This is a genomic window from Cupriavidus sp. 94F1, from assembly GCF_057798875.1.
In genome coordinates this window covers 203,971-224,333 of sequence record NZ_JBYOJT010000007.1, presented here as the reverse complement: position 1 = coordinate 224,333, position 20,363 = coordinate 203,971, and the positions used below count along the sequence as shown (strand labels likewise).

The 20,363-nt window shown below is 66.0% G+C and carries 19 protein-coding genes and 1 riboswitch; of the genes, 9 read left to right on the top strand and 10 right to left on the bottom strand.

The features are described from left to right. A partial coding sequence (locus AC3FJ6_RS19390) for a DUF6396 domain-containing protein (protein ID WP_488773328.1) occupies positions 1 to 502 on the top strand: 502 nt, incomplete at its 5' end. A gap of 98 nt (positions 503 to 600) precedes the next feature. On the opposite strand, the gene AC3FJ6_RS19385 is transcribed toward AC3FJ6_RS19390, so the two are convergent. The 4 genes from AC3FJ6_RS19385 to AC3FJ6_RS19370 form a co-directional block, all read right to left on the bottom strand. Further along, positions 601 to 1,956: a GntP family permease gene (locus tag AC3FJ6_RS19385; RefSeq protein ID WP_488773327.1), complete on the bottom strand. Its 1,356-nt coding sequence runs from the start codon at positions 1,954 to 1,956 to the stop codon at positions 601 to 603. A gap of 157 nt (positions 1,957 to 2,113) precedes the next feature. Next, positions 2,114 to 2,506: a RidA family protein gene (locus AC3FJ6_RS19380; protein ID WP_153947994.1), complete on the bottom strand. Its 393-nt coding sequence runs from the start codon at positions 2,504 to 2,506 to the stop codon at positions 2,114 to 2,116. Between the two features lie 67 nt (positions 2,507 to 2,573). Then, positions 2,574 to 4,037: an N-acyl-D-amino-acid deacylase family protein gene (locus AC3FJ6_RS19375; RefSeq protein WP_488773326.1), complete on the bottom strand. Its 1,464-nt coding sequence runs from the start codon at positions 4,035 to 4,037 to the stop codon at positions 2,574 to 2,576. Between the two features lie 2 nt (positions 4,038 to 4,039). Beyond that, on the bottom strand, positions 4,040 to 4,945 hold the full coding sequence (locus AC3FJ6_RS19370) for a MurR/RpiR family transcriptional regulator (RefSeq protein WP_488773325.1): 906 nt from the start codon (positions 4,943 to 4,945) through the stop codon (positions 4,040 to 4,042). A 124-nt stretch (positions 4,946 to 5,069) separates the two neighbouring features. Here AC3FJ6_RS19370 and AC3FJ6_RS19365 point away from each other — a divergent pair, with 124 nt between their 5' ends. Genes AC3FJ6_RS19365 through AC3FJ6_RS19355 form a run of 3 tightly spaced genes read left to right on the top strand, consistent with a single transcriptional unit; the run spans position 5,070 to position 7,991 of the window. Next, positions 5,070 to 6,338 (top strand): amino acid deaminase, encoded by a 1,269-nt coding sequence (locus AC3FJ6_RS19365; protein WP_488773324.1) that lies wholly within the window; start codon positions 5,070 to 5,072, stop codon positions 6,336 to 6,338. Between the two features lie 17 nt (positions 6,339 to 6,355). Beyond that, complete coding sequence (locus AC3FJ6_RS19360) at positions 6,356 to 7,291, top strand: sugar kinase (RefSeq protein ID WP_488773323.1); 936 nt, start codon at positions 6,356 to 6,358, stop codon at positions 7,289 to 7,291. Positions 7,292 to 7,349: 58 nt separating this feature from the next. Then, positions 7,350 to 7,991: a bifunctional 4-hydroxy-2-oxoglutarate aldolase/2-dehydro-3-deoxy-phosphogluconate aldolase gene (locus tag AC3FJ6_RS19355; RefSeq protein ID WP_488773322.1), complete on the top strand. Its 642-nt coding sequence runs from the start codon at positions 7,350 to 7,352 to the stop codon at positions 7,989 to 7,991. Between the two features lie 138 nt (positions 7,992 to 8,129). Here AC3FJ6_RS19355 and AC3FJ6_RS19350 read toward each other — a convergent pair whose 3' ends face one another. From AC3FJ6_RS19350 to AC3FJ6_RS19330, 5 genes are all read right to left on the bottom strand, one after another. Further along, entirely contained in the window at positions 8,130 to 8,261 is a 132-nt protein-coding gene (locus AC3FJ6_RS19350; protein WP_066740471.1) for an entericidin A/B family lipoprotein, read from the bottom strand. A gap of 143 nt (positions 8,262 to 8,404) precedes the next feature. Next, positions 8,405 to 9,739 (bottom strand): GGDEF domain-containing phosphodiesterase, encoded by a 1,335-nt coding sequence (locus tag AC3FJ6_RS19345; RefSeq protein ID WP_488773321.1) that lies wholly within the window; start codon positions 9,737 to 9,739, stop codon positions 8,405 to 8,407. A 454-nt stretch (positions 9,740 to 10,193) separates the two neighbouring features. Next, a complete protein-coding gene (locus AC3FJ6_RS19340) occupies positions 10,194 to 11,507 on the bottom strand; it encodes a hemolysin family protein (RefSeq protein ID WP_488773320.1) in 1,314 nt (437 codons plus the stop codon). A gap of 110 nt (positions 11,508 to 11,617) precedes the next feature. Beyond that, entirely contained in the window at positions 11,618 to 11,965 is a 348-nt protein-coding gene (locus tag AC3FJ6_RS19335; RefSeq protein WP_488773319.1) for a HigA family addiction module antitoxin, read from the bottom strand. After that, complete coding sequence (locus tag AC3FJ6_RS19330; RefSeq protein WP_488773318.1) at positions 11,962 to 12,261, bottom strand: type II toxin-antitoxin system RelE/ParE family toxin; 300 nt, start codon at positions 12,259 to 12,261, stop codon at positions 11,962 to 11,964. The genes AC3FJ6_RS19335 and AC3FJ6_RS19330 overlap by 4 nt, the downstream gene beginning before the upstream one ends. Positions 12,262 to 12,450: 189 nt before the next feature. Here AC3FJ6_RS19330 and AC3FJ6_RS19325 point away from each other — a divergent pair, with 189 nt between their 5' ends. The 3 genes from AC3FJ6_RS19325 (at position 12,451) to AC3FJ6_RS19315 (ending at position 15,160) form a co-directional block, all read left to right on the top strand. Continuing rightward, positions 12,451 to 13,320, top strand: a complete 870-nt coding sequence (locus AC3FJ6_RS19325) for a helix-turn-helix domain-containing protein (RefSeq protein ID WP_488773317.1) — start codon at positions 12,451 to 12,453, stop codon at positions 13,318 to 13,320. A 106-nt stretch (positions 13,321 to 13,426) separates the two neighbouring features. Continuing rightward, a riboswitch (FMN riboswitch) is annotated at positions 13,427 to 13,589 on the top strand. Positions 13,590 to 13,715: 126 nt separating this feature from the next. Continuing rightward, positions 13,716 to 14,402 (top strand): 3,4-dihydroxy-2-butanone-4-phosphate synthase, encoded by a 687-nt coding sequence (gene ribB / locus AC3FJ6_RS19320; RefSeq protein WP_488773316.1) that lies wholly within the window; start codon positions 13,716 to 13,718, stop codon positions 14,400 to 14,402. Between the two features lie 188 nt (positions 14,403 to 14,590). Continuing rightward, positions 14,591 to 15,160 carry a surface-adhesin E family protein gene (locus AC3FJ6_RS19315; RefSeq protein ID WP_488773315.1) on the top strand — a complete coding sequence of 190 codons (570 nt, stop codon included), beginning with the start codon at positions 14,591 to 14,593 and terminating at the stop codon, positions 15,158 to 15,160. 59 nt (positions 15,161 to 15,219) lie between these two features. On the opposite strand, the gene AC3FJ6_RS19310 is transcribed toward AC3FJ6_RS19315, so the two are convergent. Further along, positions 15,220 to 15,621 carry an RT0821/Lpp0805 family surface protein gene (locus AC3FJ6_RS19310; RefSeq protein ID WP_153947981.1) on the bottom strand — a complete coding sequence of 134 codons (402 nt, stop codon included), beginning with the start codon at positions 15,619 to 15,621 and terminating at the stop codon, positions 15,220 to 15,222. Between the two features lie 569 nt (positions 15,622 to 16,190). Between AC3FJ6_RS19310 and AC3FJ6_RS19305 the strand changes: the two genes are divergently transcribed. Together AC3FJ6_RS19305 and mdoH are read left to right on the top strand one after the other, a co-directional pair. Next, positions 16,191 to 17,708, top strand: coding sequence for a glucan biosynthesis protein G (locus AC3FJ6_RS19305; protein WP_488773334.1), 1,518 nt, complete (start codon positions 16,191 to 16,193; stop codon positions 17,706 to 17,708). Then, complete coding sequence (gene mdoH, locus AC3FJ6_RS19300) at positions 17,681 to 20,287, top strand: glucans biosynthesis glucosyltransferase MdoH (protein ID WP_488773314.1); 2,607 nt, start codon at positions 17,681 to 17,683, stop codon at positions 20,285 to 20,287. Before AC3FJ6_RS19305 ends, mdoH begins: the two co-directional genes overlap by 28 nt. Positions 20,288 to 20,363 lie beyond the last annotated feature (76 nt).

Genomic DNA, 20,363 nt, shown 5'->3' with positions numbered 1-20,363 from the left:
AGCAGATCCGGAGCGTTCCCTTCGATACAAGCAGATCGGAAAATTCCTACGAAACTTCGAACACCTCAACCCCAAAATCCCCGACATCGACCAGATCGTCCCGTTGCCGCCGGCCAAGCTGCCGCCGTGGGACGGCACATTCCAGTGGGTACGGGAGCATGACGCAGCAGTACCGCCGGAGAAGCCTTCCGAGGAACTGGTCAATCGTCTGAGCCGGGCAAAGAATCTCGATCCAGCCACTGGTTTGCCGCTGCCGCCGCCACCGAAACTGCCGTTGGGGACCCGCGCCAAAACCGGTCAGCCTTGTCCGGAAAGCGGTATCTGGTGCGTGCCGGAGGCTGCAACTGTATTTGCCGGGGCAACTCGGCATTTCCGCAAGGGTGACGTCCTGCCGGAATTCGAGATGCCCAAGCCTCGCCGGCTGTCATGGCTGGACGACCTGCTGGGGGAGCGGGCTGTGTACTGGAACGTGTCGTGGAAGCTGATTTCGTACGACGAGTAGGGTTGAAACTTTCGCAGTCTGACTGTCTCGGGTGGTACGGTCAGCCGGCCACGACAGGCGTGGTGAAAGCCACACCTGTTCGATGGCCGGCAACCACCTTACACCACCGTTGCCAGCGCCAGCGTGAACAGCAGGGCCACCACCGAGATGATCGTTTCGGCCACCGACCAGGTCTTGAAGGTCTGGGCCACGGTCATGTTGAAGTATTCCTTGACCAGCCAGAAGCCGCCGTCGTTCACGTGCGACAGGATCAGCGAGCCGGCGCCCGTGGTCAGCACCAGCAGTTCGGGGCGGGTGCCCGGCACGCTGGCCGCGATCGGGGCCACGATGCCGGCTGCCGTGGTCATGGCCACCGTGGCGGAGCCCGTGGCGATACGGATCATCACGGCGACGAGCCAGCCCAGCACCAGCACCGACACATTGGCGTGCGTGGCCACGTCGACGATGGCCGTCGAGATGCCCGAATCGCGCAGCACGCGGCCAAAGCCGCCGCCGGCGCCCACCACCAGCGTGATGATGGCCGTGGGGGCCACGCACTCGTTGGTGAACTTCAGGATCATTTCACGCGTGAAGCCGCGCGCCTTGCCGAACGTATAGAAGCTGAACAGCGTGGCGATCAGCAGGGCCATCACCGAGTTGCCGATCAGCTTCAGGACGTCGTTGGCAAACGTCTTCGGCGTGGCGATCAAGTCGGCCCAGCTGCCGATCAGCATCAGGAACACCGGCAGCAGGATGGTCAGCACCGTGATGCCGAAGCCGGGCAGGTTGCCCTTGGCCGTGGCCGCTTCCTCGGTCAGTTGCTCGGCCAGCGGGTTCACTTCGGGCAGCTTCACGTGCTTGTCGATCAGCTTGGCGAACAGCGGGCCGGCGATGATGGCGGTGGGCACACCGACGATCAGCGCGTACAGGATGGTGTGGCCCATGTCGGCGCCGTAGGCCTGCACGGCCAGCAGCGCGGCCGGGTGCGGCGGGATCAGGCCATGCACCACGGACAGGCCGCAGACCATCGGAATGCCGACCAGGATCATCGACGTGTTCGTGCGCTTGGCCACGTTGAACGCGATCGGAATCAGCAGCACGAAGCCTACTTCGAAGAACACCGGCAGGCCGACGATGAAGGCGATGACCACCATGGCCCAGTGCACGTTCTTCTCGCCGAAGAAGTTGATGAGCGTCAGGGCGATGCGCTCGGCGCCGCCCGATTCGGCCATCATCTTGCCCAGCATGGTGCCAAGCCCGATCACCAGCGCGATATGGCCGAGCGTGCCGCCCACGCCGGCTTCGAACGACTTGACGATGTCACCCATCGGCATGCCCACGGCAAAGCCCAGGGCCACCGATACCACCACCAGCGTGATGAACGGGTTCAGTTTGAACTTGGCGATCAGAATCACCAGCGCGATCACGGCGATCAGCGCGTAAATCAAGAGCGTGGTTCCGGTAACGGCACCCATGTCTCGTCTCCTTGTGGCGGTTGCCGCCCGGCCGGACGGTCCGCTTCCGCTATGAAAATGCCGCGCGTGTCCGGGGTGTCCGGTATCTGGCGGCGGGTTGATGAAGCCGGCCGGCCATCGGTTGGCTCACCGATGCCGGCAGGCGGGGGGTGCGGCTTTAGGCCGCGGGTTTCTTGTAGGCGATGCAGTCCACTTCGACCTTGCAGTCCACCACCATGCTCGACTGCACGCAGGCGCGCGCGGGCGGATTGGCGCCGAAGTATTCCTTGAAGATCTTGTTGAACGACGGGAAGTCGCGCGCATCGTCCAGCCAGACGCCGCAGCGCACCACGTGCTCGGGGCCGTAGCCGGCCTCGGCCAGGATGGCCAGCACGTTCTTGATGGCCTGGTGGGTCTGCGTGACGATATTGCCTTCGACCACCTCGCCATCGACCATCGGCACCTGGCCGGACACGTACAGCCAGCCGTCGGCCTGCACCGCGCGCGCGAAGGGCATGTGCGAGCCGCCCTGGCCCGTGCCGCCTTCGACGCCGAATCGTTTGATATCCATGGGAACTCCTGTTGTGCCTGGTATGGGATTGATGCGGTTGATGCGGTTGATGCGGTTGTTCGGGGATTCAGGGCTGCGGCCGCGTGTGGCGCGGCAGGAAGCGGCCGGCGCGCACGCCGGTGGCCGCACGGTGCTGCCAGGTCAGCTCGCCGTTGACCCAGACCGCCGCAATGCCTTCGGCCGGCTGCATCGGGTCGGTGAAGCTGGCGGCGTCGCGGATGGTCGCCGCATAGAACAGCACCAGGTCGGCCCAGTAGCCTTCGCGCACGAAGCCGCGATCCTGCAGGCCGAAGCGTTCGGCGGACAGGCCGGTCATCTTGTTGACGGCCACGGCCAGCGGAAACAGTTCGCGGTCGCGCGCGTAATGGCCCAGCACGCGCGGGAACGCGCCCCACAGGCGCGGATGGGGCAGCGGATCGTTGGGCAGGCCGTCGGAACCGACCACCGTGGCCGGATGGCTGAGGATGCGGTCCACATCGGCGTCTTCCATGCAGTGGTAGACGGCGCCGGCCGGCTGCAGACGGCGCGCGGCCTCCATCATGTCCACCTGCCATTCGGTGGCGATATCGGCCAGCAGGCGGCCACCCATGTCGGGGTGCGGCTCGGACCACGTCACCTGGATGTCGAAATCGCTGGTCACCTGCTTGAGGTCCAGCGTGGAGGAACTGGCCGTGTACGGATAGCAGTCGCAGCCCACCGGCTGCCAACGCTGCGCGGCTTCCAGCGACTGCAGCACCTCGCCGCTGCGGCCCCAGTTCGGCACCCCTGCGCATTTCAGGTGCGAGATCACCACCGGCACGCGCGCATGGCGGCCGATGCGGTACGCCTCGTCCATGGCATCGAGGATTTCGGCGAATTCGCTGCGCAGGTGCGTGGCGTATAGCGCGCCGGCATCGGCCAGCGGTTCGGCCAGCGACAGGACTTCGTCCGTTGGGGCACTGAATGCGTTGGCATAGGCCAGGCCGGTGGACAGACCCAGCGCGCCGTGTGCCAGGGCGTCTTCGAGTTGCGCGCGCATGGCCGCGATCTCGTCGGCCGTGGCGGCGCGGTCGAAGCGGTCCATATGGTTGCTGCGCAGCGCCGTGTGGCCCACCAGGGCGGCCACGTTGACCGATGGCCGCGCCGCGTTGACGGCATCGACGTAGGTCTTGAAATCGGGATAGCGGAACGCGTCGGCGCGGCCCAGCAGGTTCATCGGGTCGGGCGGGTCGCCGGCCAGCGTCACCGGCGCCGCGCTGATGCCGCAGTTGCCGACGATGACCGTGGTCACGCCCTGCGAGATCTTCGGCGTCATCGCCGGATCGCGCACGACATTGGTGTCGTCGTGCGTATGCACGTCGATGAAGCCCGGCGCCAGGGCCAGGCCGTGGCCTTCCACGACACGCGAGGCGGTGTCGGGATCGATGGTGCCGGCTTCATCGATGCGGGCGATGCGCCCGTCGCGGATGCCGATGTCGGCCATGCGCGCCGCGCTGCCCGAGCCGTCCAGCAGCATGACGCAGCGAATCAGGGTATCGAACAGGTGTGGCATGGTCAGTCTCCCAGCGGCTGGCGGCTGTCCGGGCCGTCGCTGTCATGGCTGACGCCGCGATGGGCGTCGAGCACGTATTTCAGGCGGCGCAGCTTTTCCTTGCTCTGGTCTTGCTGCAGCATCGCGCACTGGGTTGCCAGCACGTCCACCACCATCAGCATCGCGTAGCGCGACGCCGATGGCTTGAAGATGAAGTCGGTCTCCAGCGTCCGCACGGGCAGCAGCACGTCGGCGCGCGCCGCCAGCGGCGACCCCAGCGCCGTCACGGCGATCAGCCGGGCACCGTACTCGCGCGCGATATCGCAACTGGCGAGCATCTCGGGCACGTTGCCGCTGGCGGAAAACGCCAGTACTACGTCGTCCCGCGACAACGTGGCCGCCACCATCTTCTGCAGCAGCGCGTCTTGATACGTCGCCACGGGCTGGCCCAGCCGCGCCAGCCGATAGCGCGCCTCGTCGGCCATGAACGTGGAGCCGCCACCCATGCCGAAAGCGTAGACCATGCGTGCACCAAGCAACAGCCGCGCGGCTTCGGCAATCCGTTCGGGGTCGATCAGCTTGCGATTGACTTCCAGCGTCGTCAGCACGTCGGTGTGGATGCGCTCGGCCATGGTGGCCGGCGAGGCGTCGTCGGCCAGCGCCGGGGCGGGCTGCAAAAACCGTGTGCCAACCGCCGTGGCCTGGGCCAGGCGCAGCTTCAGGTCGCGCACGTCGCGGCAGCCGATAGCCTTGGCAAAGCGCGTCACGCTGGCTTCACTGACGGCGGCCTTGCGCGCCAGTTCGTTGATGCTGGTGGCCGCCGCGCCGGCAAGGTCCTCCAGAATCACTTGCGCCACCTTTTGCTCGGCCAGCCGCAGTGACGGGCCACGCTCGGCAATGCGGGTCAGGATGTCGAACGGTGCGGTCATGGCGGATGGCGAGGGCTGGCAGGCCGCTGGGCCGACACAGCATGTTACTTTATAACAAGGATGAAATATCGTAGTTTCAAGGCTATGATTACGTCAATTGAATTTTTACAAGGTGATGCCAGCCATGCGTGAAATAAAGTACCAGACCGGCATGATCGATCCGCTGAACAAGGCACTGGGCCGTCTGGACGCACCGCTGACACCGGCCGAAGCGGGTCAGCCGGGCTGGCATCTGCTGCGCGAGGAACTGAGCCTGCCGGCCGCCGTGCTCTACGAAGACAAGCTCGTTCACAACCTTCAGTGGATGAGGAAGTTCATGGGTGCCTATGGTGTGCAGTTGGCGCCGCATGGCAAGACGACGATGGCGCCGAAGCTGTTTGCGCGGCAGCTTGCCGAGGGCGCGTGGGGCATCACGCTCGCCACGGCGCAACAGACCGCGGCCGCCGCCGCGCACGGCGTGAAGCGCGTGCTGATGGCCAACCAGCTGGTCGGTCTCCGCAATATGGAAATCGTGGCCGATCTGCTACGCGATCCTGGCTTCGAATTCTTCACGCTGGTGGATTCGGCGGCCCTGGTCGACCAGCTTGGCGCGTACTTCCAGGCCCGGGGGCAGACGCTGCAGGTGCTGCTGGAACTGGGCGTGGAAGGCGGCCGCACCGGCGTACGCGACGCCGCGCAGCAGGCCGAGGTGTTGCAGGCACTGTCGCGCTGGCCTGACGCGCTGTCGCTGGCCGGCGTCGAGGTCTATGAGGGTGTGCTGCAGCAGGAGGCCGATATCCGGCGGTTCCTGCAGCGCACCGTGGCCGTCACGCGCGAACTGGCCGCCGCCGGCCGCTTCGGCCGCAGTCCCGTGGTGATGTCGGGCGCGGGCTCGGCATGGTACGACGTGGTGGCTGAAGAATTCGCCCGGACCGATATTGGCGCGCCGATCGACATCGTGCTGCGTCCCGGTTGCTACCTGACCCACGACGTGGGCGTCTACCGGGCGGCACAGGAACGTATCCTGGCCAGCAACCCGGTGGCGCAAAAGATGCGCGAGGGCCTGTTGCCGGCGCTGCAGCTGTGGGCCTATGTGCAGTCGATTCCCGAGCCCCGGCGCGCGATCATCGGCATGGGCAAGCGCGACGCCGCGTTCGACGCCGGCATGCCGATTCCGGCGCAGATCTATCGCCCCGGCGCCGCCGCGCCCGTGGCGGCGCCGGCCGAATGGAAGGTGACCGGCATGATGGACCAGCATGCCTACCTGGAAATCGCCGCTGGCGACGACATTCGTGTCGGCGATATGATTGCCTTTGATATCTCGCATCCCTGCCTGACGTTCGACAAGTGGCGCCACATCCCCGTGCTGGATGGCCAGTTGCGCGTTATCGACATCGTGCAGACGTTCTTCTGAAAGAGAGGCACGCGTTCATGAGTATCGACATCCTTGCCTACGGCGAACCGCTGGTCGAGTTCAACCAGCAGCCCGATGATCCGACCCGCTACCTGCAGGGTTTTGGCGGCGACACCTCCAACTTTGCGATTGCCGCCGCGCGCCAGGGCGCGAGCACCGGCTACATCAGCGCCGTGGGTGCCGACAGCTTTGGCGAGCGGCTGCTGGCGTTGTGGACGCACGAGCGGGTGGACACGCGGCACGTCAGCATCAATGCCGCGGCCCCCACCGGGGTCTATTTCGTTTCCCACGACAATCACGGCCATCGCTTCGACTACCTGCGCGAAGGGTCGGCGGCCAGCCGGTATCACCATGAACAGCTGCCGTTGGCGGCCATTGCGCAGGCGCGCTATCTGCATCTGTCGGGTATCAGCCTGGCCATCAGCACGTCGGCCTGCGACGCCGGCCTGGCGGCGATGGAGCATGCGCGCAAGGCGGGCGTGCAGGTGTCGCTGGACACCAACCTGCGGCTGCGCCTGTGGTCGCTGGCGCGGGCGCGCGGCATCATGCGCGAGGCGTTCTCGATGACCGATATCTGCCTGCCGAGCTGGGACGACATCACCGTGCTGACGGGCCTGGATGACCGCGACGCGATCGTCGACCACCTGCTCGCCTGCGGTGTAAAGGTGGTGGCGCTGAAGCTGGGCGAGGAGGGCAGCTACGTGGCCACGCCCGAGTCGCGCACGCTGGTGGCGCCGTATCCGGTCCGGCCGCTCGATGCCACGGGCGCGGGCGACTGCTTCGGTGGCAGCTTCGTGGCGCGACTGGCCGCGGGCGCCGATCCATTCGAGGCCGCGCGCTATGCCAACGTGGCGGCGGCGTTGTCGACCACCGGCTACGGCGCGGTGGCGCCGATCCCCACGGCCGAAACGGTGCTGGCCCGCCTGGAGCGGGGCGTTTCCGTCATCGCCTGAACCGGCCCGGGCATACCGGGTCTGACGGCTCAGGACAATGAATATTATGAATACTGTCATGCAAATCCAACCTTCTCCGCTGATCGAACGCCTGACCAACGTGCCGGTGATTCCGGTGCTCGAATACCACTCGGTGGACGACGCGCTGCGCATCAGCGAAGCCCTGGTCGAGGGCGGCCTGCCGATGCTGGAAATCACGCTGCGCACGCCGGTGGCGCTGCAGGCCATGGAGGCGGTGGCCAAGGCGTTGCCGCAGGCTGTGGTGGGTGCCGGCACGGTGCTCACTATCGATCAATTGCGCGCGGTGCGTGACGTCGGCGCGCAGTTCGCCGTGTCGCCGGGGCTTACGCAGAAGCTGGCCGATGGCGCGCAGGGCGCCGGCATCGCGCTGCTGCCGGGCGTGGCCACGGCCAGCGAGGCGATGTTTGCGCTGGAGTGCGGGTTTTCGTTCCTGAAGTTCTTCCCGGCGGAGGCTGCCGGTGGCGTGCCGATGCTGAAATCGCTGCATGGCCCGTTGTCGCAACTGAAGTTCTGTCCGACGGGTGGCATCGACCTGGCCAAGGCATCGACCTACCTGGCGCTGCCCAACGTGGTGTGCGTGGGTGGTTCGTGGGTGGTGCCGAAGGACGCCGTGGCAGCGAAGGACTGGGCGCGCATTCGCAAGCTGGCCGAAGAGGCCGCGCAACTACGCAAGCCCTGAGTCAAGGCGATGAGACAGCGCTGGCGGTAAGAATTACAAAGCCGGCGCGATGGCGGGCGAGATCCCTGCAAAGCAACAAGGGCGCCACTGGCGCCCTTGCATGCATCGCGGGGTGGTGGCGATGACGAAAATTGGAGATTACTTCGATTTCTCGGCCGAATTCTCAAGCTTCTGTCCACCCTTCTGGACATCCTGCCCCAGACCGGACATCGTGTTGCAGCCTGCGAGCAGCGTGGCAACCAGCACGCACCAGATCCATCCTTTTTTCATCAGAGGCTCCTTTCGGGGGATAGTGAGAAGTGGGCACAGTGTATCGTCGCCCCGATCCCCGCCGATGCAGGATGTGTGCCTATTTGGCGCTACGAAGATGTCTGACAGACAAAGACCGACACCGGCACCTGGGGCTTCGCGGCTCAGGGCTTGAGCAGCAGGCGGGCACGTTCGGTGACGGCGGCGTGCGTCTGCATGAGCCACGGTGCCGGAAACGGTTGCGCCAGCAAAAAGCCCTGCATGGTGTCGCAACCCCAGCTGCGGATCACATCGAGCTGCGCCTGGGTTTCCACGCCCTTGGCACAGACCGCCACCCCGCGCGCCTTGGCCCACTCGCAGGCACGGCGCAGGCTTGCCGCCATGTCGGGCTTCTGGCTGGCATGGCCGAGATGGCGCGCGTCGAGCGTCACGATATCGGGCTGCACCAGTGAAAGCGCCCGCAGGCTGGCCGCCGAGTCGGTAAAGTCCGCCAGCGCGATAACCACGCCGCCATCGCGCAGGCGCTGCGCCTTGTCGGTTGCCTCGGCGGGGGGCACGATATCGACCGGCACCTCGACGCAGATCTGTCCAGGCCTGACGTGATGGGCGTCGATGGCCCGACGCAGCATGCAGATCGTGTCATCGGCCTGAAGCTGGGAGCTGGTGGCCAGCAGCGTGAACTGCAAGGGCCCGAGCGTTGCCGTATCGCGCAACAGCTGCAGCAGCTGCTGGAGCGTCCAGCCGCCAATCACATTCATCAGGCCCAGGGCTTCGGCGGCCGGCAGGAAGTCTTGCGGCGCCACGCGACCCAGAACCGGGTGCTGCCAACGCAGACGCACCGTATAGGCGGTGATCGCGGCGGTGGCCAGCGACGCACGCGGCTGCAGTTGCAGGCTCAGTTCGCCACGTTCGATGGCGCTGGGCAATGCCGCCAGCAGCGTCGCCATGCGCGGCGTGGCGGGGCGGCTGGCCGTGCCGATGCCGGCGCCACCCCGACGGTTGACCTGCAGCATGGCGTCGAAGGCCTGCTGCAACAGCCGTTCGGTGCCGGTGTCGGGCTCGTCCACGGCACTGCCGATGCTGCACGATAGATACGCTTCGAAGCCGCCCACCTGGAAGGGCCGGCCAAGTTGGCAGGCCACTGCCTCGCTCAGCGAATGGGCGCTTTCGGCGCTGTCGGGCAACACGCAGGCCACGCCAAGATCGGCCGGCCCCAGCCATTGCATGGCCACCGGCATGCTGGTCACCGAGGTGACGCGGGACTTCACCTGGGCGCGGAGGTCGTGCGCGCGCTGCGGCCCGATGCTTTCACAGGCGTGGGCGAAGCGGTCGAGCCGGATCACCATCACGGCCAGCAGGTGGGCCGGGCCGAAGTGCGTGCGGTGTTCCTCCAGCGCGGCCAGAAAGGACACCGGCTGGATGGCCTTGGAGGGTGGGTCGGCAGGTGACCCGCTAGCACCGACGCCGGGCGTCGGCGTGTCTTTGGTGTCAGGATCCATCTATTACCCGTGCTGGCAGCGAGTTCATTTGTGCATTGGCCGCCCGCGATACATCGGACTGCATTCCCGTTCATGCGTGAAGGCGCGCGTTCCACATCCGACAAGCGCGCTCGTTTTCATTATTTTTATGATGACGCGGCCCGTCATCTAAGTGGTACTACTTAGTTGTTGGGCCGCATAGCTGAGATCATACGGCAGTGACGAAGAATTTCGGCGAACGCCGATGTTGGCGTGGCGCGTGCGGCGCACACGTTTTGATTTCAAACAACGATCTCAATTGTCGCTACCTTTGTTATCTTGACCATCGAGGGGGATTGGCGATAAAGGGCGGCCGCGCAATGGAGCCCGAAGTCGGCCGTGATGGCCGTCCCGCCGAGGAAAAACGGCAAAGAAAAAGGGCAAACAACAACGGGCGCATGGTGCGCCCGTTGTTGTTTCATTTTGTCGGCCGGTCTCAGCCGGTGGTCTCGGACTCCGGGCCGTCTTCCGGCGGTACCCTGGAGGCCAGCACCTTGTCGATGCGTTTGCCGTCCATGTCGATGATCTCGAACTTCCAGTCGTGCCACTGGACCGTATCTGCCGTTTGCGGCAAGCGGCCCAGCAACAGCAGCAGCATGCCCGACAGCGTGTGATAGCGCTCCTTGTCTTCCTCAGGGACGGCGCGCAGGCCCGTGCGGTCCTTGAGTTCCGGGATCGGGATCAGGCCGTCCAGCAACCATGAGCCATCGTCGCGCTGGATGGCCCATTCCTCGCCAGCCGTTTCCGTCTTGAACTCGCCCGTGATGGCCTCGATCAGGTCCTGCAGCGTGACCAGGCCCAAAACCTCGCCGTACTCGTCGATCACGAACGCGATCTGGCCGCCCGAAGACCGGAAGTTCTCCAGCAGTTCCATGCCGGTCACGCTTTCCGGCACGAACACGGCGGCCTGCAGCACGGCGGTCAGGTCGGCCTTTTCCCCGCGCAGGCGTCGGGCCAGCAGCTGGCGCGCGCTTACCACGCCAAGGATGTCATGCATGCCGCCGCGCACCACGGGAAAGCGCGAATGATCCGATTCCTCGATGCGGCGCAGGTTTTCGTCCTCGGAGGACTCCACGTCGAGGTAGACCACGTCGCCCCGGGGCACCATCAGCGAGGCCAGCTGGCGGTCGTCCAGCCGGAATACGTTACGCACCATCGTGTGCTCGTGGCGTTCGATCACGCCCGCTTCGGAGCCCTCCACCAGCAGCGCGTGGATCTCTTCCTCGGTCACGGCCGGGCCGCGATCGGACTTCACGCCCAGCATGCGCAGCACCAGTTGCGTGGAGCCGGACAGCAGCTTGACGAACGGCGTGGACGCCACGGCCAGGATCGAAATCGGGCGCGCGGCCAGGCGGGCGATTGTTTCGGGTGCCATCTGGCCCAGGCGCTTCGGCACCAGTTCGCCCAGCACGATGGAGAAATAGGTCAGGCCCGCGACGACGATGGCGGTGGCCATGTAGCCCGCCGTGGTGGACGAGATACCGAAGCCTTGCAGCCATATGGCGAGCGGGGCGGCCAGTGTCGATTCGCCGACCACGCCGTTGAGCACGCCGATCGACGTGATGCCGATCTGCACCGTGGACAGGAAGCGGGTCGGGTCCTCGCCCAGTTTGACCGCCTCGATGGCACCGCGGTCGCCCGCTTCGATCTGGCGCTGCAAACGGGCCTTGCGGGCTGTCACCAGCGCGATTTCGGACATGGCGAACAGGCCGTTCAGCAATATCAGCGCCAGCAGTATGGCTATTTCCATCAGGATGCGCGCCCTGTGCGCGCGGGAATTGAAAAGTCAGAGCATACCATCCGCATGTGACGCCGCATCGCTGCAGTGACGCGGACGTCACCCGAATGGGTGTGCAGGAATCATGCCGTGATCGGCTGGACGTCCCGTTCGATCGCCGCTCCGGCATAGGCCTGGGCCATGCGTAGCGCATGGTTCGCTTCCAGCCGCACCCAGAACTCGGCCGACGTACCGAAAAAGCGGGCCAGCCGCAACGCGGTTTCAGGCGAAATGGCGCGTTCGCGCCAGAGAATGCCCTCGATCCTGGTCACCGGCACGCGCAGCGCCACGGCCAGCGCGCCCGCCGACAACGCGTTGGGCACCATGAACTCATGCAACAGGATATCGCCGGGCGGGGTAGGCGGCACGGGGTCGCCGGTAACGTAGCTGCTGAAGTCGCTGCGCGACAGGTCGTCTCGCTTGAGGCTCATGCGTCCTCCTCGTCGGCCGGGCACTGCGCCACCTCGACATCCCAGGCTTCGCCGTTCAGGAAGCGGAAGCAGAGGTGCCAATCCCCCTCGATACGGACGCGCCACAGGCCGCGGCGGCGGCCGCGCATCGGCTCCAGTTCGTTGGCCGGCGCGGCGGCCAGGTCAGGCGGGCACACGGCGGCATCCAGCATGGCCAGCTTGCGCATGGCGCCGGCCTGGATGGCGAGCGGCAGGGTGTGTACGGCATGGCCACAGAACAGCGCGGCCGTGGACTTGTTGGCAAGGGAACGGATCATGGTCGGCCCGCATCGGGGTAGCGGGAGGCAAAGGGAAAGTGGTCATGCTAGGCGGGACGGGGCGGAATCGAAATGCGACGAATCTGAAAGAGGTTCGATCGATGTCTGAATGGCGTGAGGGCGGATGAATGGCGGCGATTACCTGGCAGGTAGTCGTGCAACGTCCGGCCATGTGCTGTAATGCGGCACATGGAAACGCTCACGCCTGGCTCCGAAGCCGCCATCGACTTTCCCGGACTCCTGCGCTACTGGCGCAGCAAGCGCGGCTACAGCCAGCTGGCGCTGTCGCTGGCGGCCGGGGTATCCCAGCGCCATATCAGTTTTCTCGAATCGGGCCGCGCCCGGCCCAGCCGCGAGATGGTGCTGGCGCTGGCAGACCGGCTCGGCGTGCCGCTGCGCCAGCGCAACCGGCTGCTATTGGCCAGCGGCTATGCGCCGGCCTACAGCGAAAACGCGCTGGGCGCGCCCGCGATGCAGATGGTGCGGCACGCCATCTCGCTGATCCTTGCCAAGCAGGAACCGTATCCGGCCGTGGTGCTGGACCGCTTCTGGCATCTGGTCGATGCCAACCAGGCGTACCGGCGCATGCTCGAACAGCTGCTGGGCAGCCGCCAGCCGGCCACGCTGGACGGTGACGGCGGACGCGTCAACCTGATGCTGGCGGTGTTCGACCCGAACGGGCTGTGGCCGGTGCTGGAAAACGCGCGCCAGGTGGGCCGCTACCTGCTGCGCCGCGTCTGGCAGGAGCTGCAGGTGCAGGCGCATGACCAGACCGCGCGTGAGATCTTTCGTCGCATTGCCGAATGGCATCCGGATCTGGTGGGGCCGGGCGGCGTGCTGCTGGTGGAGGACGACCCGGCAGACGGGCCGCTGCCGCCCGTGCTGCCGGTCGTGGTGCATGCGGGACGCTTCCGCGCGTCGCTGTTTTCCACGCTCACCACGCTGGGCAATCCGCAGGACGTTACGCTGCAGGAGCTGAGAATCGAGTGCTTCTATCCGGCCGACGATGCGACCCGTGACCTGTTCGAAGCGTTGGCGGCGGCGCCAGGCCGTCCGTAGCCGGCAGGATCGCCGCCGAGATCCTTCGACATCGCAGTTCAGCCAGAAAAGCACAGTCGTGCTAACATCGCCCGGCCGTCGTGGCTTGCAGGCTGCGGCGGCATCGTTACGTCTTCAGGGCGGGGTGCAAGTCCCCACCGGCGGTATGTGGCCACTGTCGAAAGACAGCGGCGCCACGAGCCCGCGAGCGCCCGCATTCCCGTGCGGGGTCAGCAGACCTGGTGAGAAGCCAGGGCCGACGGTCATAGTCCGGATGAAAGAAGATGGGCGGAATCCGCATGGCACGCCCACGCGCGAACGGCGCTGTCCGTCCGCGCGGGCGGAGCGTTGTGCGGACGTTCGCTGATCGTTCCCCTGAAACGCCCATGAACTTCATTGCACGGAGCGTTTCACCCATGCTGGCTCTCAATCAAGACCCTCTTTCCGACCTGCCATCTGGCGATATTGCCATGGCTGAAGCCGACCCGCGTCCGCTTGCCGAGCGCATCGCACAGGCGCTGGACGCCATGCGCGAGGGGCGTCCCGTCGTGCTGCTCGACGATGACGACCGCGAGAACGAGGCCGATCTGATCCTGGCCGCCGAGCGCCTGACCAACGCCAACATGGCGATGATGATCCGCGAATGCAGCGGCATCGTCTGCCTGTGCCTGACCGCCGCCAAGGTGCGCAAGCTGGGTCTGCGTCCGATGGTCGAGAACAACCGCAGCCAGTACGGCACTGCGTTTACGGTGTCGATCGAGGCGCGCGAAGGCGTGACCACCGGCGTCAGCGCGGCCGATCGCATCACGACGATCCGCGCCGCCATTGCCGACGATGCCGGCACCGATGCGGTGGTCAGCCCGGGGCACGTGTTTCCGCTGGTGGCCGTGGACGGCGGCGTGCTCAAGCGCCGGGGCCATACCGAAGGCTCGGTGGAACTGGCGCGCATGGCCGGCCTGTCGCCCGCGGCGGTGCTGTGCGAGCTGATGAATCCCGATGGGACGATGGCGCGCCGTCCTGAGGCGCTGGCCTTCGCACACAAGTACCAGCTGCCGGTGCTGACCATCGCCGACCTGGTGGCGTGGCGCGAGCAGCAGGGCTGACGCGGCAACGCTGAAGGACGGCGGGACTGATCCAGCGCAAGCCAGGCGCGAATATCGCGTGAAACCGCCGTATGCCCATGGCGGTTTGGCGCGGTTTCATGCGCTTTCCTGCGCGGCGGGGTGTCTTCCGGGGCGCGTGCTGTGCGAAAATCGTGGGCTTCTTCCCGTCCTTACGAGGGTACCTCCCGATGTTTTTCCGCATGTTCGCACGCACGGCCCTGCTCGCCGGCGCGTGTTTCAGCATGGCGGCGCAGGCCGAGTCCAACGGCGCGCCGTCACTCGCCAATCCGTCTGCGCGGGCGGCCGCGGCCAGCGGCCTGTACCAGTGTCAGGGGCCCAATGGCGGCAACATCTTCCGTGGCGCGCCGCGTGAAGGATGCACGCAGGTGGTGTCTCCCGATCCGGGCGCGCCCGACCCGCAACGCTGGCTGCCACTGATGGGCGCCAATGGCGTGATTTCCTATCTGGACCAGACGTCGATTCGCCGGCGCGGATCGGAGGTGGGCGTCGCGCTGGTGCACAACGCGCCGCCGGGCGTGATCAAGACCGCCAGCGGCGACAACATCCGCTCGTCGCTCAAGCGCATGGTGCTCAACTGCGCCACATCCATGTATGCCGTGATCGAGCAGACGCTATATGCCAAACGCTATGCCCGAGGCGACTCGCTGTATACGATCCGCGGGCCTCAGGCAGGCATGCCGCAGCAAGCGGTATCCGGCACGCTGGCCGGCGACCTGATGACGCGCCTCTGCCACTGAGCAGGCCGCTCAGGCAGTGATGCCCGAGCGCGGGCGGACAGCGGCGGTTTGTCGCGGCTTCAGTCTTCGACGTGCCGCGCTTTCCAGGTGCCGTTCGACTGCTGGCAGAACCATCCCGACCAGGCCTCGGTGGCGCTGCCACGCTTGAGGTCGGATTTGAGCCGGCGGCACTTCTGGCCCTGGTCGGTCTTGGTGGCGATCGGGCTGATCGTGCCATCGACGGCCTGGCGGCGGTTCTCGGCCGGGTAGTGCCATTCCACCACCTGGTTGTCCTCGGTGCTATTGAGCGCCTTTCCAACGGACTGCTGCAGCGAGGCCGCTTCCTTCTTGGTCAGCGTGCCAATGATGCTGCCGGACAGATACGTCTGGAAATAGGCGAACGCGGGTTGCGCGGTGCCCAGGAGCAGGGCGCAGCCCAGGCTGGCGGCCAGGGCCGGACGGGTTAGGCGCCGAACGTGCATGACGATTCCTTTTGGCTGAAACAGCGGATGGATAACGTTGGCGATTGTAAGCGCAGTGCATCGGAATGCACAGCCGGCGGTCGTGCGGCAACCCGCTCAGTCGCCGGCCCGGCATCGGGTGAGCTCCTTTTTCACCCTCGCGGCACCATCGTGGCGCCGTCCGATGGATGACCTATGCTTGACATCAGCCTCGTAGCCCGCGCGCGAGGCGCCTTCGAGCCGACAGGTGAGACATTTTGTTGCAAACGTTGCCGTGACGAAACGTGACTTTTAAGTCTCGAATTGTTAAGGTTTCGCCTCGCATTGCAACAATCTCGACATGCGTACGTTGCGTTGGGCGCGACTGCACCGATGTTTGATATCGGTGCCGCGCCTGGTGCGCCGCACGCTGGTCCGTCTTTTGCTGTAGCCAATCGTTGAAGTTTCCTGACGTATTCCGGGGCGGCCGCTTCGTCCGGCTGCCTGCTTCCCCGCCAAACCTGTCCACGGCCTTCATGTCCGCATATCCGACGTCGTTCCTGCCGATCCAACGCCCGACCGCCGCGCCAGCGCGCCGCATATCCGGCCGGATGTCAGGGATGGGGCGCTGGATTGGCGGCGGCATGCTGGCCTTGCTGGCGCTGACCGCCCACGCCTTCGATTTCGAAACCGTGGCCGCGCGTGCGCGCCAGCTCTCGGCCTCGCCGTACAAGCCGCCCAAGGCGCAGGAACTGCCGCGCGAGCTGAAGGAACTGACCTACGAACGCTATCGCGAGATCGAATACAAGCCCGAGCGATTTGCCTGGCGCGGCGCGCGCCTGCCGTTCGAGATATCGTTCTTCCACGAGGGTATGGTGTTCGACCAGCCCGTGCGGATCAACGAGTTGGTCAGCAACAGCGTGCGCGAATTCCGCTTCGATCCCGCGGCGTTCAACTATGGCTCGCACAAGGTGGACCCCGCCAAGCTCAAGGGCCTCGGGTTTGCCGGCTTTCGGCTGATGTATCCGCTGAACCAGCAGGGCAAGCGCAAGGACGAACTGGCGTCGTTCCTGGGGGCCAGCTACTTCCGCGCGTTGGGCAAGGACCAATGGTACGGTCTGTCGGCGCGCGGCCTGGCCGTGGATACGGCGTTGAACTCCGGCGAGGAGTTTCCGCGCTTCACCGAATTCTGGATCGAACGGCCGTCGGCCAACGACAAGCAGCTGACGATTTACGCGCTGATGGATTCGCGCCGCATGAGCGGTGCGTACCGCTTCGTCATCAAGCCCGGCAACGAGACGGTGATGGAGGTCAAGTCGCGTCTGTTTCTGCGCGAGCACGTGACCAAGCTTGGCCTGGCGCCGCTGACGAGCATGTATCTGTTCGGCGAAAACCAGCCGTCGGCCACCACCGATTTCCGCCCCGAGGTGCATGACTCCGACGGACTGTCGGTGCAGCTCGGCACCGGCGAGTGGATCTGGCGTCCGCTGGTCAATCCCAAACGCCTGCTCGTGACGTCGTTCGCCGCGAACAATCCGCAGGGCTACGGCCTGATGCAGCGCGACCGCAGCTTCGACAACTACCAGGAAATCGGTTCCTGGTACGAGCGCCGCCCGAGCGGCTGGGTGGAGCCCCGGGGCAACTGGGGGTCGGGTCGCGTGGAGCTGGTGCAGATCCCGACGCCGGACGAGACCAACGACAACATCGTGGCGTTCTGGGTGCCGGACAACCCGCCCAAGCCGAAGCAGGCTTTCGACTACGAGTACCGGCTCAAGTGGCAGAAGGACGGCGAGAACCTGCCGCCGATGTCCTGGGTCACGCAGACGCGTCGCGGCCAGGGCCTGACGCGCAAGGCCGACGACACCAGTTTCTCGCTGGTGGTGGATTTCGAGGGACCGGCGTTCAAGAGGCTGCCCGAAGAGGCGCGCCTGGACCCCGTGGTATCGGCGGACGCCAATGGCGAACTGCTCAAGACAACAGTCCAGCGCAACGAGGCCACTGGTGGCTGGCGCATGACGATGTTCATGCGGCGCAAGGACGAGAACAAGCCGGTTGAGTTGCGCGGCTACCTTCGCAACGGCAATACAACCCAATCCGAAACATGGAGCTACATCTTACCCCCCGGCTAAAGCAGCGCCCGGCCCAGGCGGCGGCAGCATGCGAGCGCTATGTCGACCGCCTGCCGGCTTCGCCCGAACTGCGTAGCGAGCTGCTGGCCGATACCCCCAAATCGCTGATGTCCAGCGTGCCGGCCGAGGGTATCGAAGTGCCGTCGGCCATGATTGAACTGCAAACGCGCCTGGCCGGTCGCGACCCGAAGGACAAGGAAGCTCCCGATTTGAATCACGGCAACGCCCCGGGCGGGGCCACCTACGCTTCGGTGGGCCGTCGCTTCGCGATGGCCTATGGCAACCCGCAGGTGGACGGCCAGCCGCTGCTGCAGCGCAACGACGATGGCACCGTGCGCGTGCATACGGGGCCGGAGCCCGAGCGCGCCTCGATGGTGCCGCGCCAGTGGCCGCCGCATATCGTCTGGGGCGGCATCCGCAATGCCTGGCGCAAGATGCTGGGCCGCCCGCCCGTGCCCGAGACCTGGGACACGCTGCACGACGGCCCCGACGCCGAAGGCAAGTGGCACCCGGCCGGTTCGCACCGTCGCTGGTTCCTGCTGGCGCTGGTGGTGGGCCAGACCGTCATGGCCACGTACTTCATGTCGCGTGTGCTGCCGTACCACGGCGCCGATCCGCTCGAAGTGGCCATCCTGACGCTGTTCGCGATCCTGTTCTCGTGGGTCTCGGCCGGTTTCTGGACGGCGATGATGGGCTTCCTGGTCCTGTTCAAGGGCGGTGACAAGCACCTGATCTCGCGCAGTGCCGCCAGCGACGCGCCGATCGACCCGTCCGCGCGGACGGCGATCATCATGCCAATCTGCAATGAAGACGTGACGCGCGTCTTCGCGGGCTTGCGCGCAACCTACGAGTCGCTGGAACGCACGGGCGAGCTGCAGCATTTCGATTTCTTCGTGCTGTCCGACAGTGGCAATCCCGACCTGCGCACCGCCGAGCACGACGCCTGGATCGAACTGTGCCGTGCCGTGGGCGGCTTTGGCCGCATCTTCTATCGCTGGCGCCGTCACCGCGTAAAGCGCAAGACCGGCAATGTGGCCGACTTCTGCCGCCGTTGGGGCAGCAAGTACCGCTACATGATCGTGCTGGACGCCGACAGCGTGATGAGCGGCGACTGCCTTGCCACGCTGGCCAGGCTGATGGAAGCCAACCCGGGCGCCGGCATTATCCAGACCGCGCCGCTGGCCGTGGGCCGCGACACGCTCTATGCCCGCATGCAGCAGTTCTCCACGCGCGTCTATGGTCCGCTGTTCACGGCCGGGCTGCACTACTGGCAGCTTGGCGAATCGCACTACTGGGGCCACAACGCCATCATCCGGATCAAGCCCTTCATGGAGCATTGCGGCCTGGCGCCGCTGCCCGGCAAGGGGCCGCTGTCCGGCGAAATCCTGTCGCACGACTTTGTCGAGGCCGCCATGATGCGGCGCGCGGGATGGGGCGTGTGGATTGCCTATGACCTGCCCGGTTCGTTCGAGGAATTGCCGCCGAACCTGCTGGACGAGGTCAAGCGCGACCGCCGCTGGTGCCAGGGCAACCTGATGAACTTCCGGCTGTGGATGAAGCAGGGCTTTCATGCCGTGCACCGGGCCGTGTTCCTGACCGGCATCATGGCCTATGTGTCGGCGCCGCTGTGGCTGCTGTTCCTGCTGCTGTCCACCGCCGCGCTGGCCAAGCATGCGCTGGTGCCGCCCGAGTATTTCACCAAGCCATACCAGCTGTTCCCGACCTGGCCCGAATGGCATCCGGAAAAGGCGCTGATGCTGTTTTCGGCCACGGCGACACTGTTGTTCCTGCCGAAGCTGGCCAGCGTGATCCTGCTGCTCAAGGATGCAAAGCAGTACGGCGGCGTGGTGCGCCTGTTCCTGAGCATGCTGATCGAGATGACGCTCTCGGCGCTGCTGGCACCGACGCGCATGCTGTTCCATACCAAGTTCGTGATCGCCGCGTACAGCGGCTGGGGCATTTCGTGGAAGTCGCCCCCGCGCGAGGATGCCGAAACCACCTGGGGCGAAGCGTTCCGCCGCCACGGCTGGCACACGGTGCTGGGCCTGGTGTGGGGCGCCGGCGTGTACTGGCTGAGCCCGGGCTTCATCTGGTGGCTGCTGCCGATCGTGGGCTCGCTGGCGATGTCGATTCCGCTGTCGGTGATGCTGTCGCGCGTATCGCTGGGCCGTGCCGCGCGTCGCGCGGGCCTGTTCATGATCCCCGAGGAAACCTATGTGCCGCGCGAGATCGTCGAAACGCAGCAGCATGTGGAAAACGCCCAGGAAACGCCGCGCTTCGTCGATGCCGTGGTCGATCCGGTGACCAATGCGCTGATGTGCGCCACGGCCACGCCGCGTACGGTACAGCCGGAGCCGGCCAGGCTGCAGCATGCGTCGCTGGTGCAGCACGCGCTGACCCATGGCCCCGGTTCGCTGTCGGCGGCACAGAAACATGTGCTGCTGGGCGACCCGTTCGCCCTGTCGAAGCTGCACGAACTGGTCTGGGGGTCGCCGCTGGCCGATGCCGCCTGGAAGGAAACGCGGGTGCTGCTGCGCCGCGCCCCCAACGTGCTGCCATTGCGGCCAAGGGTGGCGTGACCGTCGGTCCGCACCATAAAGAACGGCAGGCGCCAGGGCCTGCCGTTTTTTTTGCCCGTTTCAAACGGGAGCGTTT

Excerpts from the sequence above, each read along its gene's own strand:
- AC3FJ6_RS19385 (WP_488773327.1), bottom strand. The coding sequence starts at position 1,956 with ATGGGTGCCGTTACCGGAACCACGCTCTTGATTTACGCGCTGATCGCC.
- AC3FJ6_RS19380 (WP_153947994.1), bottom strand. The coding sequence starts at position 2,506 with ATGGATATCAAACGATTCGGCGTCGAAGGCGGCACGGGCCAGGGCGGC.
- AC3FJ6_RS19375 (WP_488773326.1), bottom strand. The coding sequence starts at position 4,037 with ATGCCACACCTGTTCGATACCCTGATTCGCTGCGTCATGCTGCTGGAC.
- AC3FJ6_RS19370 (WP_488773325.1), bottom strand. The coding sequence starts at position 4,945 with ATGACCGCACCGTTCGACATCCTGACCCGCATTGCCGAGCGTGGCCCG.
- AC3FJ6_RS19365 (WP_488773324.1), top strand. The coding sequence starts at position 5,070 with ATGCGTGAAATAAAGTACCAGACCGGCATGATCGATCCGCTGAACAAG.
- AC3FJ6_RS19360 (WP_488773323.1), top strand. The coding sequence starts at position 6,356 with ATGAGTATCGACATCCTTGCCTACGGCGAACCGCTGGTCGAGTTCAAC.
- AC3FJ6_RS19355 (WP_488773322.1), top strand. The coding sequence starts at position 7,350 with ATGCAAATCCAACCTTCTCCGCTGATCGAACGCCTGACCAACGTGCCG.
- AC3FJ6_RS19350 (WP_066740471.1), bottom strand. The coding sequence starts at position 8,261 with ATGAAAAAAGGATGGATCTGGTGCGTGCTGGTTGCCACGCTGCTCGCA.
- AC3FJ6_RS19345 (WP_488773321.1), bottom strand. The coding sequence starts at position 9,739 with ATGGATCCTGACACCAAAGACACGCCGACGCCCGGCGTCGGTGCTAGC.
- AC3FJ6_RS19340 (WP_488773320.1), bottom strand. The coding sequence starts at position 11,507 with ATGGAAATAGCCATACTGCTGGCGCTGATATTGCTGAACGGCCTGTTC.
- AC3FJ6_RS19335 (WP_488773319.1), bottom strand. The coding sequence starts at position 11,965 with ATGAGCCTCAAGCGAGACGACCTGTCGCGCAGCGACTTCAGCAGCTAC.
- AC3FJ6_RS19330 (WP_488773318.1), bottom strand. The coding sequence starts at position 12,261 with ATGATCCGTTCCCTTGCCAACAAGTCCACGGCCGCGCTGTTCTGTGGC.
- AC3FJ6_RS19325 (WP_488773317.1), top strand. The coding sequence starts at position 12,451 with ATGGAAACGCTCACGCCTGGCTCCGAAGCCGCCATCGACTTTCCCGGA.
- ribB (WP_488773316.1), top strand. The coding sequence starts at position 13,716 with ATGCTGGCTCTCAATCAAGACCCTCTTTCCGACCTGCCATCTGGCGAT.
- AC3FJ6_RS19315 (WP_488773315.1), top strand. The coding sequence starts at position 14,591 with ATGTTTTTCCGCATGTTCGCACGCACGGCCCTGCTCGCCGGCGCGTGT.
- AC3FJ6_RS19310 (WP_153947981.1), bottom strand. The coding sequence starts at position 15,621 with ATGCACGTTCGGCGCCTAACCCGTCCGGCCCTGGCCGCCAGCCTGGGC.
- AC3FJ6_RS19305 (WP_488773334.1), top strand. The coding sequence starts at position 16,191 with ATGTCAGGGATGGGGCGCTGGATTGGCGGCGGCATGCTGGCCTTGCTG.
- mdoH (WP_488773314.1), top strand. The coding sequence starts at position 17,681 with ATGGAGCTACATCTTACCCCCCGGCTAAAGCAGCGCCCGGCCCAGGCG.